This is a genomic window from Methanosarcina sp. 2.H.T.1A.6, assembly GCF_000979455.1.
In the GTDB taxonomy this organism is placed as follows: Archaea; Halobacteriota; Methanosarcinia; order Methanosarcinales; family Methanosarcinaceae; genus Methanosarcina.
The window spans coordinates 156,136-173,920 of record NZ_JJOY01000005.1 but is presented as its reverse complement, the minus strand read 5'-3'; the positions used below and the strand labels follow the sequence as shown (position 1 = coordinate 173,920).

General features: G+C 45.2%; 13 protein-coding genes. 10 read left to right on the top strand and 3 right to left on the bottom strand.

From position 1 onward, the window contains the following. The first annotated feature begins 5 nt into the window (after window positions 1-5). From cobN to EO98_RS01475, 6 genes are all read left to right on the top strand, one after another. On the top strand, window positions 6-3,863 hold the full coding sequence (gene cobN / locus EO98_RS01500) for a cobaltochelatase subunit CobN (RefSeq protein ID WP_048142940.1): 3,858 nt from the start codon (window positions 6-8) through the stop codon (window positions 3,861-3,863). Between the two features lie 13 nt (window positions 3,864-3,876). Next, a complete protein-coding gene (locus tag EO98_RS01495; protein WP_048142986.1) occupies window positions 3,877-5,442 on the top strand; it encodes a hypothetical protein in 1,566 nt (521 codons plus the stop codon). Window positions 5,443-5,557: 115 nt separating this feature from the next. Beyond that, the gene (locus tag EO98_RS01490) at window positions 5,558-7,474 is read left to right on the top strand and encodes an ABC transporter ATP-binding protein (protein WP_048160023.1); all 1,917 of its coding nucleotides are present in this window, start codon (window positions 5,558-5,560) and stop codon (window positions 7,472-7,474) included. A 167-nt stretch (window positions 7,475-7,641) separates the two neighbouring features. After that, window positions 7,642-8,535 (top strand): energy-coupling factor transporter transmembrane protein EcfT, encoded by an 894-nt coding sequence (locus EO98_RS01485; RefSeq protein WP_048142944.1) that lies wholly within the window; start codon window positions 7,642-7,644, stop codon window positions 8,533-8,535. Beyond that, window positions 8,532-9,299, top strand: coding sequence for an ABC transporter ATP-binding protein (locus tag EO98_RS01480; RefSeq protein ID WP_048142947.1), 768 nt, complete (start codon window positions 8,532-8,534; stop codon window positions 9,297-9,299). Before EO98_RS01485 ends, EO98_RS01480 begins: the two co-directional genes overlap by 4 nt. After that, window positions 9,299-10,024: an ABC transporter permease gene (locus EO98_RS01475; RefSeq protein ID WP_048142949.1), complete on the top strand. Its 726-nt coding sequence runs from the start codon at window positions 9,299-9,301 to the stop codon at window positions 10,022-10,024. Before EO98_RS01480 ends, EO98_RS01475 begins: the two co-directional genes overlap by 1 nt. A gap of 132 nt (window positions 10,025-10,156) precedes the next feature. Here the strand turns inward: EO98_RS01475 and EO98_RS01470 are convergent, their stop codons facing one another. After that, the gene (locus EO98_RS01470; protein ID WP_082098425.1) at window positions 10,157-11,161 is read right to left on the bottom strand and encodes a phosphate uptake regulator PhoU; all 1,005 of its coding nucleotides are present in this window, start codon (window positions 11,159-11,161) and stop codon (window positions 10,157-10,159) included. A gap of 778 nt (window positions 11,162-11,939) precedes the next feature. Here EO98_RS01470 and EO98_RS19000 point away from each other — a divergent pair. From EO98_RS19000 to EO98_RS01460, 3 genes are all read left to right on the top strand, one after another. Further along, window positions 11,940-12,587 carry a PAS domain-containing protein gene (locus tag EO98_RS19000; protein ID WP_082098678.1) on the top strand — a complete coding sequence of 216 codons (648 nt, stop codon included), beginning with the start codon at window positions 11,940-11,942 and terminating at the stop codon, window positions 12,585-12,587. Window positions 12,588-12,728: 141 nt separating this feature from the next. Beyond that, window positions 12,729-14,855 carry a GAF domain-containing protein gene (locus EO98_RS01465; protein ID WP_235283890.1) on the top strand — a complete coding sequence of 709 codons (2,127 nt, stop codon included), beginning with the start codon at window positions 12,729-12,731 and terminating at the stop codon, window positions 14,853-14,855. Window positions 14,856-14,904: 49 nt separating this feature from the next. After that, window positions 14,905-15,705: a winged helix-turn-helix domain-containing protein gene (locus tag EO98_RS01460; protein ID WP_048142953.1), complete on the top strand. Its 801-nt coding sequence runs from the start codon at window positions 14,905-14,907 to the stop codon at window positions 15,703-15,705. 223 nt (window positions 15,706-15,928) lie between these two features. Here the strand turns inward: EO98_RS01460 and EO98_RS01455 are convergent, their stop codons facing one another. Then, window positions 15,929-16,747 (bottom strand): hypothetical protein, encoded by an 819-nt coding sequence (locus EO98_RS01455; protein WP_048142955.1) that lies wholly within the window; start codon window positions 16,745-16,747, stop codon window positions 15,929-15,931. A 92-nt stretch (window positions 16,748-16,839) separates the two neighbouring features. Continuing rightward, entirely contained in the window at window positions 16,840-17,322 is a 483-nt protein-coding gene (locus EO98_RS01450; RefSeq protein ID WP_156160979.1) for a hypothetical protein, read from the bottom strand. Between the two features lie 106 nt (window positions 17,323-17,428). On the opposite strand from EO98_RS01450, the gene EO98_RS01445 reads away from it, so the two are divergent. Beyond that, window positions 17,429-17,713: a hypothetical protein gene (locus EO98_RS01445; protein ID WP_048142958.1), complete on the top strand. Its 285-nt coding sequence runs from the start codon at window positions 17,429-17,431 to the stop codon at window positions 17,711-17,713. Window positions 17,714-17,785: the final 72 nt, after the last annotated feature.

The window sequence follows — 17,785 nt, the reverse complement described above, 5'->3', positions numbered from 1 at the left end:
AAAAAATGAAAATTGTTTCAGTAACCTGGAATTCATATATTCCTACTCTTCTTGAAGCAGCAGATGAACTTGGAATAGAGCTTGAGGCCTACTACTCAAAAATCCTGGAAGAAAACCCAGAAGAAGCTGAGAAGGTGCTTTCTGCATGTGAGCAGGCTGATGCTATATTTATTTACCATATAGCCAATCCGTTCTGGGAAGAATTCTATGAAAGGCTCGAACCCTTAAAAACAAGGATACCCGTAATCTGTGTGGGGAGCGACCCCTCCAGTTTCACCCTTTCTTCCGTGAAACTTGAGATCGCAGCTACATGTTTTTCTTACATAATATACGGGGGAAAAGAAAACTTTGGAAATATGCTGTGCTACATCTCAAAAGAGGTTTGTGGAGCTGAGATTGAAGTAAAACCCCCGGAAAAGATTCCATGGGACGGGCTCTATCACCCGGATGCCAGGGAAATGTTCTCAAGCCTCCGGGAGTACCTGAACTGGTATGGGCCCAGGAAGGACAAAACCGTGGGGTTGCTCATTTCCAGGACTTCCTGGGTAAACAATGACCTTGAGATTGAAAAGACCCTCATAAGAGATTTCGAAACCCTGGGACTTTCTGTTATCCCCGTTTTTGCTTATTCATTAAAAGATAAAGAACTTGGAAGCAGGGGCATGAATGAGGTCATTGAAGATTACTTTATGGAAAACGGCAAGCCTGTCATAGATAGTCTTGTAAAACTCTCCCCATTTTTTATAATGAGCAACAAAAACAAAGAAGATGAAAGCTCATGTGCAGAGCGGGGAGTCGAACTTTTACAGGACCTTGACGTCCCTGTTTTCCAGCCTGTGATTTCCCACTACGTTACATTGGAACAGTGGCAGGAGTCTAAGGGTTTAAGCACTGAGATCGGATGGGGTGTAGCTCTTCCCGAGTTTGAAGGCGTAATTGAGCCTATCATAATAGGGGCAGGCAAAAAGGAAGGAAATTACATAGGGCGTGCCCCTATCCAGGAGCGCTGCTCAAAACTTGCAGCCAGGGTCCTTAAATGGATAAACCTTCGAAAAAAACCGGTTAACCGGAGAAAGATTGCTTTTATCCTGCACAACAGGCCCTGCACAGGGGTTGAAGGCTCGGTTGGGGATGCTGCAAACCTTGATTCCCTTGAAAGCGTGGCAAGGATATTAAACCGGATGCAGGAAGCAGGCTATGCTGTTAACTCTCCCCTGGACGGCAGGGAACTTATTGAAACTATCCTCAACAGAAAAGCAATTTCCGAGTTCAGATGGACTCCCATAAATGAAATTGTAAAGAACGGAGGGGTTCTGGCTTTTGTGGAAAAAGGAGAATATGAACAATTTTTCAATACCCTGAGCCCGAATGTAAGGCAGAGGATGATCGAGGGATGGGGAAACCCGCCCGGGGAAGAAGTCAACGGCATTCCTGCTGCAATGGTCTATGAAAACAAAATCGTTGTGACCGGGGTACAGTATGGAAATGCTGTTGTCTGTGTGCAGCCAAAGCGAGGATGTGCAGGTGCCAGATGTGATGGAAAAGTCTGCAAGATCCTGCACGACCCTGACGTTCCGCCAACCCATCAGTACCTTGCGACCTACAGGTACCTTGAAAACACCTTTGGAGCTGATGTGCTCGTACATGTAGGGACCCACGGCACCCTGGAGTTCCTGCCCGGAAAAGGGGTGGGGCTTTCAGGAGACTGTTATCCTGATATCGGAATCGGGACTATTCCCCATCTTTACATCTACAATTCTGACAATCCCCCGGAGGGCACCATTGCCAAACGTCGGAGCCTTGCCTGCCTTATTGACCATATGCAGACGGTCATGACCTCGGGAGGGCTTTATGGAAGCCTTGAAGAACTTGACAGGCTGCTCGGGGAATACGAACAGGTAAAATATGACAAAGGACGGGCACATGCCCTGAAGCACCTGATCCTTGATGAGATTAAAAAATCGAACCTGGACTCCGAAATAAAAGCCGACCACCAGACTCCTTTTGAGGAAATAATAAGAAAAGCACATGAAGCTCTCGGAAAGATAAGGAACAGCCAGATACATAACGGGATGCACATCTTCGGGCAGCTCCCCGAGGGCGAGAAGAAAGTTGAGTTCATAAACTCGATTTTAAGGTACGATGACCAGGAAAGTGTGGGAAACAGAGTTTCGATTAGAAGGATGATTGCAGGGCTTCTGGGGCTTGACCTTGACGAACTGATCTCTGACCAGAGCCTGATTTCAGCAAATGGGAAGTCAAATGGCCAGAGGCTTGAGGAGATTGATTCCCTTTCAAAAGATTTCATCAGGACATTCATAAGTAACCCGGAAAAAGAGCCGGACCGGATAATCAAAGAGGTTCTTTCAGGGCAGAATTTTGCAGGGCAGAGTTTTGAGGTTCAGAGCACAAACCCGACCTCCTCCCGGATCGCTGCTGCAATCTGTGAAAGGATTCTTGACCTTGAATCCAGAATAGATGCATCTCTGGAAATTGAAGCTCTTCTGCATGGTTTTGAAGGAGGATACATCCCGGCCGGACCTTCAGGTCTTATCATGCGCGGAAGAGATGACGTGCTGCCAACCGGCAGGAATTTTTATTCTCTTGACCCAAAACGGGTCCCGACAAAAGCTGCCTGGAGAGTGGGACAGCAGCTCTCCGGGGTTTTGATTGATAAACACCTCAGAGAGGAGGGCCGTTATCCTGAAAACGTAGCATTTTACTGGATGGCAAACGACATCATGTGGGCTGATGGAGAGGGCATGGCCCAGATTATGAGCCTGCTGGGAGTTGAACCGCTCTTGCTTGGCAATGGGCGCCTTAAGGGGTTCTCTGTTATTCCCCTTGAAGAGCTGGGAAGGCCCAGGATTGATGTTACTATCAGGATCTCCGGAATCCTCAGGGATAATTTCCCGAACTGCCTGGAGGTTATAGATGAGGCAATCCAGGCTGTGGCTTCGCTTGATGAACCTGAGGACATGAACTACCCACGAAAACACAGCCACAGGATGATTGAGGAAGGAGCGGATTCCAGAGAGGCTACTTTAAGAATATTTTCAAGCAAACCCGGGACCTATTCCGCAGGGGTGCAGCTTGCAGTCTATGCGAGTGCCTGGAAGGACGAAAAGGACCTGGCAGACATCTTCCTTTACTGGAACGGATATGCATATGGAAAAGACGTAAAGGGCCAGGAAGCCCACACTCAGCTTGCTTCAAGCCTCAAGACGGTTGACGCTACCTTTAACAAAGTAGTCAGTGATGAGTACGACCTCCTTGGCTGCTGCTGTTACTTTGGAGTCCACGGGGGGCTCACAGCTGCCGCCAAACAGGCTTCGGGCAGGGACGTGAAGGTATATTTTGGAGATACAAGAGAACCGCAGCATGTCGAAGTCCGGGACATGGCCGATGAACTGCGAAGGGTCGTAAGAACCAGGCTTTTAAACCCGAAATGGATCGAAGGCATGAGACAGCACGGGTACAAGGGCGCACAGGATATTTCGAAGAGAGTCGGAAGAGTCTACGGCTGGGAAGCTTCTACTCAGGAAGTGGATGACTGGATCTTTGATGATATCACAAAGGCTTTTGTGCTTGATGAAGAAATGCGCAGGTTCTTTGAAAAGAACAATCCCTACGCTCTTGAGGAAATGTCCCGCAGGCTCCTTGAAGCGCAGTCAAGAGGACTCTGGAACCCTGATCCGCAGGTGTTTGAAGACCTGAAAAACTCTTACCTTGAGATCGAAAGCTGGATGGAAGAGCTGGCAGGAGAAGGAGAGTTTCAGGGAGGAGCTGTGGACATCATGAGCTTTGAAGATGTCCCTGACTGGGATAAGAAGATGCAGGAAATCCGAAAAATCCTCAAGTGAAAAGGGTTGCGGAATGAAAAACATAGTTTTTTTCTTCCTTGTACTGATGCTGGCAATACAACCTGCAGCAGCCGAGGAATTCAAACCTGAAGATATGACCACATTTATGCTTCAGGTCCCACATGGAGTGGAGGGAAACGGCCTTGCAGTCGGAGGCAGCAACCTCTCAGCATACTTATTTTTCGAGAGTTATTATGAAGGGAATATGAATGTGACAATGGAGCTTGATTTTCCTGAGGGCTTTGTGCTCCGGGATACTCCTGTCCATTCCTTTTCGCTTCAGACAGAGTACGAGGACTGGTACAGGCTCGTTGATTTTTATGTACCTGCTGACATTTCCCCCGGGACCTATAACATAACTGCAACTGCAGTTGTTGAGGTTGAAGGAAATAAGCATACCATTGTGCGCGGGACCCGACTAAAGGTCGCTTCGAGAGAGGAAATCGCAGGGGAAATCGCAGTATCCGGACTTACAGTACCATCGGATGAGGACGGATATGGAGACCACAGTCATCCTGCCAGCACCCTGGTCATCCGGGAAACCTCACCTGCTCTCAAAAAACTGCTTAAGGTAACAGACCTCCAGCTCGATAGGGAGGAACTCACTTCTACCTACATAGGAGTGGAGCTTACCAATAAAGGAGACAGTACGGTCCCTGTAATAATCACCTATGATGTCCTTGACATAAAAACCGAAGAACCGGTAAAAGCTTTTAAGCCCGCCATTATGGGAATGAACGCAGATACCCTGTGCTATGCCACTGTAACACTTTCTCCGGGTTCAAGTTCGCTGGTAAGCCTCCCCCTCTATATATCTGAGGGCGCGATGGGAGGAGAGTACCTGCTAAGAGTAAAGGTAAAGCTAACAGGCAGCGACTGGGTTGCGGTAACAAAAGATCAAAAGATAACTGCAATCTCGAGGAAATGGGGACCCATAATAATTACTCTTGTCTCCTCTTTACTTGGACTGACTGCAGTAAGCCTCTTCTTTTCAAGATCAAAGGAGATAATGGACAGGTTTAAGACCCGTAACCTTGTGCTGATTGCCCTTTTTGGAACCGTTTCTTTTGCAGCCATAAACCTGCCTATGACAATTCTTTGGGAGCTGTCCCATGCAGTATTCGGGCCTTTCAGTTTCCTTTTTACAGGTCTCTTCCACGAGATTCTCCTTTACATGCTAATTGCCTCTCTAGTTGTCCTTATTCCAAAACCCGGAGTTGTAAGCCTTTTTATGATGGTCAGGTTCCTGCTTGGAGGCTTTATAACCGGGAGTTTCACCCCGATTACTTTCATAACATTGTCCCTGAGCGCGGTAGTTCTGGAGGTTCTGATGTATGCTGCAGGGATTACCGGTAAAAACCCGGCCCCGGAAAACAGGTTCAGGATGGGGGTTATCTGCGGAATTGCCGATATGGCCAGCGGGTATGCGTCCTTCAGTGTCTGGATGGTGCTCTACAGGCTGTTCTACAGCGACTGGTATATTATGGCAAATATCCTGATCGATGGCTTCCTCTACACTTTCATAGGAGCCTGGTTTGGAATAAGCCTCGGAAACAGGCTGAAAAAGGTGGCAGAATAAAGGTGGCAGAATAAAGGTGGCACAATGAGGAGGAATAAAGTGGTACAGTGGGGCAAAATAAGGCGGAACAGTGAGGAGGAATAAGTGGTACAATGAGGCAGAATAAGGTGGTACAATGATAGAGATAAAAGACCTGTGGTACACCTATCCCGGAAGAACGGAACCGACATTAAAAGGGGTCAACCTGAAAATAGAGGAGGGGGAATTCGTCCTCCTGACTGGACCTACCGGCTGCGGGAAGAGCACTTTACTAAAAACCCTTAATGGCATAATTCCCCATGAATCCGGAGGAATATTTTCAGGCAGCATCCGGATTAACGGGATAGAAACCAGAGATTCAAACCAGATGGAGCTTTCAAGAGGTTTAGGCCTTGTTTTCCAGAACCCCGATGACCAGATCTTTTCTACGACCGTTGAGGACGAGGTAGCTTTTGGGCCCGAAAACCTCTGCATGGAAAGGGAAGAGATTGATAAGAAGGTAGAAGAAGCCCTTCAGATGGTCGGGATGTCCGGACACAGACCGGAATCCACGAATTCGCTTTCCGGGGGACAGAAACAGCGGGTCTGCATTGCAAGCATGCTTGCGATGATGCCTGAAATCCTTGCCATGGATGAGCCTGTAAGCCAGATGGACCCGATGGGCACCCAGGAGGTCCTGAATACTGTGAGGGAACTTAACAGGAAACTGAAGATAACCATTCTGCTGGTTGAGCACAGGCTGCACGAGCTTGCATCCTTTGCAGATAGGATTGTCATAATGGATGGCGGAAAAATAATCTTTGACCAGCCCGCTTCAAAAGCTTTTGATAATCTGGAGGTCTTTCACAGGCTGGGACTTCGGGTTCCTGAGCCCGTTGAATTCTGCCACAGACTGGGAATAAGGGCAAGTCCCCTCAGTGTCAGGGAAGCTCTTGCCGTGCTGAACAGGAAAAACTTTAAAGAAAATATGAAAACTCCTCAGCTCTTTCCGGACCCGGGAGAAGATACTGAAGCACAATCAGAAGCGCAATCAGAAGCACGAGCTGGCTCTCCAGAAAATAATGATTCTATAGAAAATAATGGTCCTATAGGAAAGAATGACTCTATAATAGATATCCGGGATATGTGGTCCGGATATGAAAAAAACAGGATGGTACTTAAAGGCATAAACCTGGAAATCCGTAGAGGCGAAAGAGTTGCAGTCATGGGTACAAATGGCTCAGGCAAATCAACCCTGCTTTTGAACCTTGCAGCCATGCTTAAGCCATACAAAGGAAGTGTAAAGGTCTTTGGGGAGGACACGAAGTCCAGAAATCCATATTCCTTTGCAGGTAGAGTCGGGTTCGTATTCCAGAACCCTGACCTTATGCTCTTCTGTGATTCAGCTGAGGAAGAAGCGAGATTCGGACCTGTTCAGTTAAAGTATAAGAATATCGAGGAAAGGGCAAGGACCTCGCTTGAAGCCATGTCAATTCTAAACCTCAAGCAGGACCTCCCCCAGTCCCTGAGCCGGGGGCAGAGGCTCAGGACAGCCGTTGCCTCGGTACTTTCCATAAATCCGGAAATCATTCTCCTTGATGAACCTACAACAGGGCAGGACAGAGTAAATATAGAACAGATGATGGATTATTTCAAAAATAACCATTCCACCCTGGTTTTCTGTACCCATGATATAGAAATTGCAATGCTCTATGCTACAAGAATCCTTGTGATGAATGAGGGCCGGATTATAGCAGATGGAAAGGGAAGAGAGGTCATAAAGAACATCGAGATCCTCAGGAAAGCCTCCCTTACCCAGCCCCCGGTTGTTGAGATTGCGAACTATCTGGGAGTGGACGCCTTTTCGGTCACGGAACTTGTGGAAATTCTGACCCCTGGAAGTTCTGAAGTGATAAATGTTGAAGTGATAAATTCTGAAGTGATAAATTCTGAAGTGATAAATTCTGAAGTGATAAATTCTGAAGTGATAAATTCTGAAGTGATAAATTCTGAAGTGATAAATTCTGAAGTGATAAATTCTGAAGTGATAAATTCTGAAGTGATAAAATGTTGAAGTGATAAAATGTTGAAGTGATAAAATGTTGAAGTGATAAAATGTTGAAGTGATAAAATGTTGAAGTGATAAATTCTGAAGTGATAAAATGTTGAAGTAATAAATTCTGAAGTGATAAAATGTTGAAGTGATAAAATGCTGACCTTTAGAAACACTGAAGTGATAATATGATAGGTGCCAGATCAATTGCAGAACCAACGATTAAAGACACAATCATTCACAGGATGGACCCAAGGGCAAAGATACTGGTTCTGATCTCCACTGCTTTTGTCGCAGTAACCCTGGACAATCCCAAAACCATGTTTTTGTTGTTTCTGATCGTACTTTCGGGATTTGCGCTTGCAAGGATGCCAGCAATAAAGCTCAAAACCCTGACTCTACTACTCGTGCTTTTGATCTGGGGGACTATCTACTCTCAGGCTCTTTTTTATTCCCAGCTTCCAAGAACCGTGATTTTTACCATACTCGACCCTGATTTTCCGGTTCTGGGCTGGCTGACAAACGGAGGGCTTTTCGTATATGAGGAAGGGCTCCGGCACGGCGCAATTCAGGGTTTAAGGTCGGCTTCAATCCTGTCTCTTGGACTGTTGATGTGCTGGACCACGGACTCGAGGGATATGCTAAATGGACTTGTGGGGCTCAGGGTCCCTTACAGCGTGGCCTTTATGGTGGTAACAGCAGTCCGGTTCCTGCCAATAATAATCACTGAAGTGGTTACTGTAGTAACAGTCCAGAGACTCAGGGGTTTTAATCCGAAAAGGTTCGGGTCAGGGATCGTAAAAACGTCCCTTAATATACTGACTCCGACCCTCTCAAACTGTGTAAGGAGGACTGGCACCCTTGCAGTTTCAATCCAGAGCCGGGCTTTCCGGGCAAATCCGGACAGGACATACCTCAAAAAACTGAAGTTTTCGGAACTTGATAAGGCAATGGTCACGGTCTGTATTTTTGCTGCCATAAGTATTGTGACCATAAAGCTTCTTTACAATATGTACACAAGTGGAATTTATTATACCTCAGGTTTAAGGCCTGTTTATGCGATTGCAAGGGGATACCTGTGATAGAAATAAAAAAATTATCAAGATCCTTCGGAAACCTGCTTGCTGTCGATAATATCGACCTCGATGTGGGAAACGAGATCTTTGGCCTCCTGGGCCCCAACGGAGCAGGCAAAAGTACGACAGTCATGATGCTTACAACCCTGATAAAACCAAGCAGCGGCACTGCAAAAGTCTGCGGGTATGATGTTGTAAGGGACTCAAAAAAAGTAAGGTCAAAGATAAGCTATGTCCCCCAGGACATGGCAGTGGACAGAAAGCTCACAGGTAGAGAAAACGTGATGCTTTTTGCAAAGCTCTATGGGATTCCGAACCGAAACTCAAAAGTTGATGAAGTGCTTGAAATGATGGCCCTTTCGGACCGCGCCGGCGACCTTGTAAAAACATACTCGGGAGGAATGAGAAGGCGCCTGGAACTTGCTCAGGCGCTTGTGCACGAGCCTGAAGTCCTTTTCCTGGACGAACCCACCCTTGGCCTGGACATAAGCGGTAGAAGGAAGATCTGGGAACATATCAGGATGCTGAAAGCCGAAGGGATGACCATATTCATGACCACTCATTACCTTGAAGAGGCAGAAAAGTACTGCAACAGGGTTGCTATTATTGACAAAGGCAGAATCGCAGTTGTTGGCTCTCCTGAAAACCTGATAAACTCCATAGGAGAAGATGCTTCCCTTAATGATGTTTTTCTTGAGAAAGTTAAAACCCCTGAAGACCAGGCAGGGTTTAATTCAACCCAGTTTAGAAACCTTCTGAGGCGGAGATAATGAGAGCAGTGTTCTACTATTTTGAAAGGGACCTCGTAAAATGGCTCAGAGGAAGGATTACCGTTATTTCTTCACTTATAATGCCTGCAGCCTGGCTGGTATTTGTCGGGCTTGCCCTGCCCACAAAATTTACTGATAACTACCTTGAGTTTATCACCCCCGGAATCCTTGTCATGACGACTCTCTTTTCCTCCCTGCAGGGAGGATCACTTATGATTTTTGATAAAATACTGGGCTTTTTGAATAAGTTCCTCGCCATGCCCTCCCCGCGTGAAAGCCTGCTGTACGGAAAAATCCTATTTATCAGCGTAAGGGGCCTGCTGCAGGCAACTGTGATCCTCCTGATGGCTACGCTCCTTGGGGTAAGGGTACTGAACCCGATAAATATAGTTCTGATATATCTGACCCTGTTTCTGTTTTCGGTATTTTTCTCTGCGCTCTCAACTATGATAGGCCTATACTTAAATGACCATGACAGCTATGCAGCCGTAAACAGCATGATCAGCATGCCGCTCTTTTTCACAAGCAGTGCACTTATGCCCTACGAAGTCATGCCTGCCTGGCTGAGGACAATGGCAAAGCTCAACCCTGTCAGCTATGCCATAGACAGCACAAGAATGCTGTTTGAAGGAACGATCCCCGTATACGGAATACTTGGACTCGCAGCAGGAGCCGGAATCATGGTTCTCCTCGGGACATATCAGTTCCGGAAGGCAGTTGTATGAAAAAAGAGAAAAAGGAAAAAGGAAAAAGGAAAAAAAGTTATTTACCCATAATTAGTCCTCTTGAGCGCAGCGAAAAGGACTGCGGGCTCCCGAATCGCAATTCGGGCGGCAATTCAGGCGGCAATTCGGGGTTTAGACCTGCTTTATATTCATATTGAGGGCAACTTCTGCGATATCGGCGCTGTATTCCGAAACCCTCCGCAGGCTCTCGAGGACCATGCTGAGCTCGATATTGCCAGAGCCGTCTTCACCTTTGGTTTCAAGAGAAACTCCAAACTGGGAAACTTTTTTGGCTTCAACAACGATTTTGTTTATAGCCTGGAGGTCTTCTTCCTGCATTGAATATATTGAGCTCTCAAAAACTTTCTGGGAGAGTTCAGCCATCTTGAAAATAGGGTCATCGGCACTGATTCCGGAGTCCATCTTAAGTACATTCCTGGCGATCCGGACAGCATGATCTCCTACACGCTCTATGCTCTTGGTAATAAGCCTGTACCCAAGACATTCCCGCGGGTGCCTGATTCCTATTTTTTCTGAAAGTTCGATATCCTCAATTGAAGCCTTTAGCTGACGGACTGAGAGAAGGTAGAAACGGTCCACATCATCATCTCTTTGGATGACGTCCTCTGCGATCTCCACATTATGGTCCCGAAGGGCGGTCATGGAGTCCTCAAGCATGGAAAGAACAAGCCCATACATGTTTTTGATTACACGGCTTAGAGGAAGGTCGTTGTAGTTCAGGAGGCACTGGAAGACAAGCTCATTTCTAGATTCTTCCACAAGTTCCAGACCTATAAGTTTCTGGCGCACAGAGTCCTTTATAAACTTGCGGTCATAGGCGCTGAAACCCTTTTTAGTGGTCAACCTGATTACGTCATAACCTACCAGATAATGTGAAATAAGGATTCTCAGGTTGTTTTCCGCACTATCGGAGTGAAGGTAATCTATAGTTGCCTTAAGGGCAGAATGTTCTTTTGAAACCACACTGGAAGAAACCAGCAGGGTTTTGTTAGGCATGGGTGTAAGAGTAAGTGTGTCTCCGGCCTCAATCCCTATATCTCGGACCCATTTAATGGGAAGGGACACTATATAGGTAGAATTTCCGGTAAACTGGACTTTTCGTTTATCCTTGGTAATAAATAAGCCCCCTGAGGAGTTACTAATGAATCGTACAGAATCTATATAGACAAGGGAGATATATAAATGTATCCAGAAAACCGAAGCTCAAAATAAGAAATAAACCATGATTTTGTCGTCTAAGTATAGTATATAGGATTAAGTATGAATCATAGAAAAACATAGAATTGCTTAAGGTATTACCTACAATTTGTGTAGAAAACAGGGTTTATAAAAAAATACGTCTTTTTATAAAACTCCCTTTGCGGGAACTGAAAACGTCTTTTCTCAAGAAAGAAGGGCTGTTCAGAGATTCTTACTGAAAATAGAGTTATTGTAAAGAAAAATCAGGCAGTCCATCTTTACATTGTTGATGTTTTAAAATAATATCCCGGTTGATCAAAGACTGAAGAGAATTACAAGAGAAGTAGAGAAAAAAAATCGAAAATAAAAAGAAATGAAATTTAAGCTAATATAAGAATAAAGGAAAAATAAAAAAAATAAAAGAATAAAAAGATAAATAAGCCAGTACTTCCATTTTATTTGAAAAGAACTCAGTTTTTTAAATACAGGCAACTCCTGAGTCCCAAAACAGAAAATTCTCAGGGCACTCAGCCATGGAAGTGGAAACCCGCCTTAAAGCACTTTTGCAGGTATACCCGTACCCTTAACATTATAGTAGCTCAAAACCAGTGGTTTACGTAGAGTTTGTTCCCTTAACCCTGAACAGGTCAACATTTCAAGTCTATAGTTCATGGAAATGGGTAATCCATAAAATTAAAATGAAGGAATTGGATTGATGAAACAATTCGATATAAATCTGGAATCGCTTATAAATAGCAGCCCTATAGTTATTTTTTTGTGCAAATCAACAGGGAACTGGCCTGTGGAACTTATTACGGAAAACGTCTGGCAGTTCGGCTACGCAGTTGAAAACTTCATCTCCGGAAATATCCGGTATCTTGACATTGTCCATCCTGAGGATATTGAAAGGGTAAAATCTGAGATTGCCGGATGCTCGGAAAAGGGATGCACTGAGCTGACACAGGAATACAGAATAGTGACAGCTTCGGGAGAAACGCGCTGGGCTGAGGTCAAGGTCCTGATCCGGAGAGACGAAGACGGAAAAGTTAGCCATTACCAGGGCACTCTCTGCGATGCTACCCAGCGCAAAAAGGCCGAAGAGTCGATGCAAAAGGCGCTGAAAAAGAAGAATGAATTAAAAAACATCATCAAGAGCAGCCCCGTGTTTGTATTTCTGTGTAAGCCAGAAGAGGGCTGGCCCGTTGAATTTGTCTCTGAAAATATCACAAAGCTGGAATACACCACTGAAGATTTCACCTCTGGAAAAATAAAGTTTGAAGACCTGATACACCCTGAAGACCGTGAAAGAATCCGCGCCGAAGTGGCAAAGTTTTCCAGAGAAGGATATAAGGACTGCACCTAGGAGCACCGGGTCCTGACAAAATCGGGAAAAGTACGATACATAGATGACAGGACCCTCATCAAAAGGAACGAAAAAGGAGAAATTACCCATTACCAGGGAATCGTTCTGGACATTACCGAGCGCAAGCTTGCTGAAGAGATAGTGAAAGGACAGAACCTGGTGCTCGGGCAACTGGCTTCAGGAGCTCCACTCGAAGAAGTGCTTCTCCTTCTTATTCAAAATATGGAAAAGATCAGACCAGGCTCTATATGCTCGGTAATGCTACTTGACCGGGAGAAAAAGCATCTCTTTTACTGCGTTGCTCCGGGACTTCCTGAGTTTTACAGGCAGAGGACTGACGGAATAGAGATTGGTTTTGGAGCGGCTTCCTTCGGAACCGCAGCCTTCTTGAGAAAAAGGGTAACCGTAGATAATGTAATGGAACACCCCTACTGGACTAAATACAGGGATCTGGCAGTTGAGGCTGGATTGAAAGCCTGCTGGTCAGAGCCTTTAGTCTCATCCTCCGGAGAAGTCCTTGGTGTTATTTCCATGTACTACAGTGAAGTGCACAGGCCAGAAAAAGAAGACCTGGACTTTATGAAAACAAACGCCCAGCTGGCAGCCATTGCAGTTGAGCATAAGCTGGCAGAAGAAACCCTGAAAGAATCCGAACACAAATTCAGGACCGTCTTCAACAACATCAATGACCAGCTGTACATCCGCGAGCCCGAAGGAAAAAATTACATGGACGTAAACCAGGCAGTGGTAAAACGGCTCGGATACGAGAAGGAAGAGATCCTGAAAATGGAAGCCGAAGAAATCATTCCTGCCGAGTACTGGGACTCGGTCCGTGAAAATCTAAAAAAGATCCGGAGCGAGGGGTCCAGGGTATATAACTCGGGAGCTATCTGCAAGGACGGCACAGTTGTCCCTCTTGAAGTCAGCGCCAGAATTATTGATTACGACGGAAAGAAAACGATCCTCTCGGTTGCCAGGGACATTACCGAGCGCAAAAAAGCCGAAGCTGCACAGAAACTTAACGAATCCCGGCTTGAAGCCCTTGTAAAACTTAATCGGATGACAGGAGCTTCCTTAAAAGAAATAACAGACTTTGCCCGCGAAGAGGCAGTCAGGCTTACAGGCAGCAAACTCGGGTACCTCGCTTTTATGGACGCCTATGAGACCTCCCTGATCATGCATTCCTGGTCAAAGAGCGCAATGGAAGAATGTGCAATCGAAGACAAGCGCTTTATCTACCCGGTAAAAACAACCGGGCTCTGGGGAGAGGCAATCCGGCAGCGCAAGCCCATTATAACCAATGATTATACAGCTCCGAGTTCCCTGAAAAAGGGATATCCGAAAGACCATGTTCACCTTACCCGTCATATGAACGTACCGGTTTTTGACGGGGACAGGATAGTTGCAGTTGCAGGAGTTGGAAATAAGGATGATTCATATGATGAATCTGACTTACGCCAGTTGACCCTTCTCATGCAGGGCATGTGGCAGCTTATCCAGAGAAAACAGCTTGAGGACGCCCTTAAATCCTATTCTGAAGACCTGTCAAAAGCCAATGATGAACTCAGGTCCCTTAACAGAATAAAAGCGGAATTTATGGCTGAAAGCCTTCCCCAGATAAAGGTAGATTACAGCGACCTTATGGATTTCGAGACAATGGAGACTATCGAAGACCAGCAGCAGAAAGCTATAGACGCCGTAATCAACAGTTCGGAGCGTTTGAAACATATGGTGGATTCCCTGCTCTACCTGAGCCTTGAACAGGCAGGAAAGATCGAGTACTCTTTTGCCGAAGTAGAGATAAAGAAGATACTCTCGGATGTTTACCTTAACCTGGTACTCCTGATAGATGAAAAAGAACTGAAGGTCGAAAAGGAACTTCCCCCATACCTGCCACCTATTCGTGGCGATAAGCAGAAACTGACAGACCTGTTCACCACCCTCATGGGCAATGCCATCAAGTTCACACCTCATGGTGGGACGCTGGAAGTAAAAGCCGTAGAGGAAGAAGATAGTATCCACATAACCGTAAAAGACAGCGGAACAGGCATCCATAAAAGGCTGATCCCCCACCTTTTCCACAGGATATACCAGGTTGACGATTCCATGACCCGCAGGTACCAGGGACTTGAATCAGGGTTCTATATCTGTAAAAACATTGTCAATGCCCATGAAGGGGAAATCTGGGTGGAAAGCGAGGAAGGTTCGGGAACCACGATGCATGTAAGGCTTCCGAAAAAGAACTTTGAAACCGGAAATGTGAATTAAATATAGTTGAAGTTGAAAAATGTTCAAATTAAGTGGCTGGAGATTTACGATGAAACTGGAACTATTGGGCACTCTTTTCCTTTCGGACAAAAGGAAAGACCTTCTTTTGCTGCTGATGGAGGAACCCCGAAACATTGAAGATATAAAAAACATACTCAATGTGACTTCAAGTGCGATCATGACCCAGATCAAGATCCTCATCAGCCAGGGGCTTATCATTCATGAGGACGACCTTTACAAACTTTCTGATATCGGAAAGGTGGTAGTTAAGAAAATGAGGCCTCTTCTGAACACCCTTGGCGTGTTTTCAGAGCATATGGATTACTGGGAGAACCACAATATAAGCGCAATCCCTGTCCCCCTTCTGGACCGAATAGATGACCTCGGGCACTGCGAATTCATCGAACCCGACCTTGACAGGATGTATGAGATCCCCCAGAAAATCGAAGAAAAGCTAACCAGGTCAACCCATGTTATGGAAGTTTCCTCTTATTTTAATCCTGCTTACCAGTCAACCTATGTTGAACTGGTGAAAAAAGGAACTGACGTATCTCTGATAATCACAAAGCCGGTATTCGAAAGGCTGAGAAGGGAATACAGCACATCCCTCAGGGAATATCTGGACAGAGACAATGCAAAAATCTTCGTCTGCGACTGCCCTGTAAAAGTAGCCTCAAGTGTGGTAACAGACCATTTTCTGGCTCTTTCCCTCTTCTATAGAAACGGGATATACCACAACCATGCAATGATGAGTATGGAAAAAACAGCCCTTAAATGGGGAGAAGCCCTCTTTTTGCATTACATGAAAAATTCAAAGGAGATAAAAGAAATCGAATTTGAGAAAGCCTGAAAGCTTCAGCAGGAAATTAAACTCTACAGCACATGAAGAGATAAAACACTCCATAAGGAAATACAACATTCCGGAATATGATGTATGTGGATCGAGACCCATTATCTCCAGCCTCCTCTTTTCGATCCACTTAACCATCTGCAAATTCCAGTCAATAAGCTCTCACTAACAAATCCGTTCAGTCCATTAAAAAAGGGAAAAATAAGGAAACTGTAGATACCTGTCACCAGAAACCTTCGCCATACTCGAACTCAACCTCATCGACTTTTTCAGGAGGGAGCCCCAGGTCTATGAAGATCCTTTTAAATACGGCTCTGTACTCTTTTTCAGGAATTTTATTTCCTGAACTATCTGATCTGAGAGAGATATAGAGACGCACACCCCCCAGCCTGTCAATATGGACCGTGTAAGTGCTTGAGCCTTCCTTAAAACTTATTTCTGCAGCCTGAACAAAATAGCTTATAGACCCTATTTTTTCGCTGCCATTGTAGAATGTTTCTGTACTTCCACCTTCCCCTGCCGAATTTTCCGCATCAAAAGTCGAACTGGTAGATCCCTCTAAGAGATGTCTGCGGATTGCTGCGATATCAGGATGTCTTGTTATGGTTACCTGCTCGAAAAAGATGTCATTTACCCCCCAGTTCTCTGCCGGGAGATACGCTTCAATTTCCTTTTCATTCATACCATATATGATTTTGAATTTATTGACCACCCATTCTCTCTTGGGGAGATCTTCCGGTCTGTACTTTGCAAGGGGGTCTTCATTCCAGAAGGAAAAGGTTGAATCTCCATTATTCAAAAAAGATATTGAAAACCAGGAAGAGTTTGAATAGTAAAGATCCATCGAGTTTACCCGAAAATCCGAACCGAGCCTCGGATCAAGCCCTTCAATAAGTCCGGGATTCACTCCCCCGGGCCCGTTATTCACACTGTAATCGTATCCGGCTCCCTTTGCACTGGAAACCGCATGAGTATAATATTTGGGGGAGCCGAGATTAACACCATTTGAATAGTAAAAAGCCTGGTCGTAATAGGTTAGCATAAAAATAAAGCCACTAAACAATAAGAATGGGATCAGCAAAACAGAGATAAGAAGTAGTGTTTTCCGATTTTTAATCATTGACTCACTCCAGTTCAGAACGTTCCAACTTCCCCTTCTTCTCCGACGAAAAACACCATACCAAGAGCAGTCGAAGGGTCTTTTCCGTCTTCGAAAACGGAGACTTCAACATCATATGTTCCCGGACCAGGAACAGCTATCTGTACTGACTGTTGAAGCATAGACCTGCCTTTTATGTAGTCAAGTTCTACATTTTTTGTTGCCAGCTCGCGGAAGGAGGATGGCTCATCGGAGTCAGTCTCCTCTAACTTAAACCGAATCAGAAGAGCCGAACTATCCGCTTTGTCTGCATTTACAATGTAGGCGGTCACATTCAGGACATTTCCTGTCTCTCCGCTGACAGGTGTCGAATACTCTTCAGATAAAGAAATCACTTTAATATCTTCAACAGATACAGAGGAATGTTCGCCTTCATCGGGAACCACACAGCCGCTAACAGCACTTAAAACCCAGCACATGAAGATCAGAAATAAGGACACTTTCATGCATTTATTCAAAAACGCTCCTCCTTAAGATCTGGATTTGACTCATAATAAAAGGGAGTTCCTTTATTATTACTTTTTTAATTTATCATAATTTTTGATAAGTTTGGAGACTCGCATTTTGAGGGAGTTCATTGTTTTTCCATTATATCCTGACCGATCAGATCCCCCTTCCCGACTGATCAAATCACCCTTCCCGGCTGATCAGACCCCCTATGTGATCAAAGGCTTTGATCAGATGAGAGCCCCTGATAAAATGAGAGTACAACACGAGATCAGGCAACTCCGTAAAATGGGGTCAAACAACGAGATCAGGAAGGTTAACAAAATCAGGAAGTATTACTGGATAAGGGGAATTTATAAAATCAGGGGAATTAGCAGAATTAAGCATCAAGAGAGATGTTAACTGCGTTAACCAGATCTCTGCGCTTATGTTATATGTTTTGCAGCTAATGTGTTATTGGAAGTTAACAGTCAT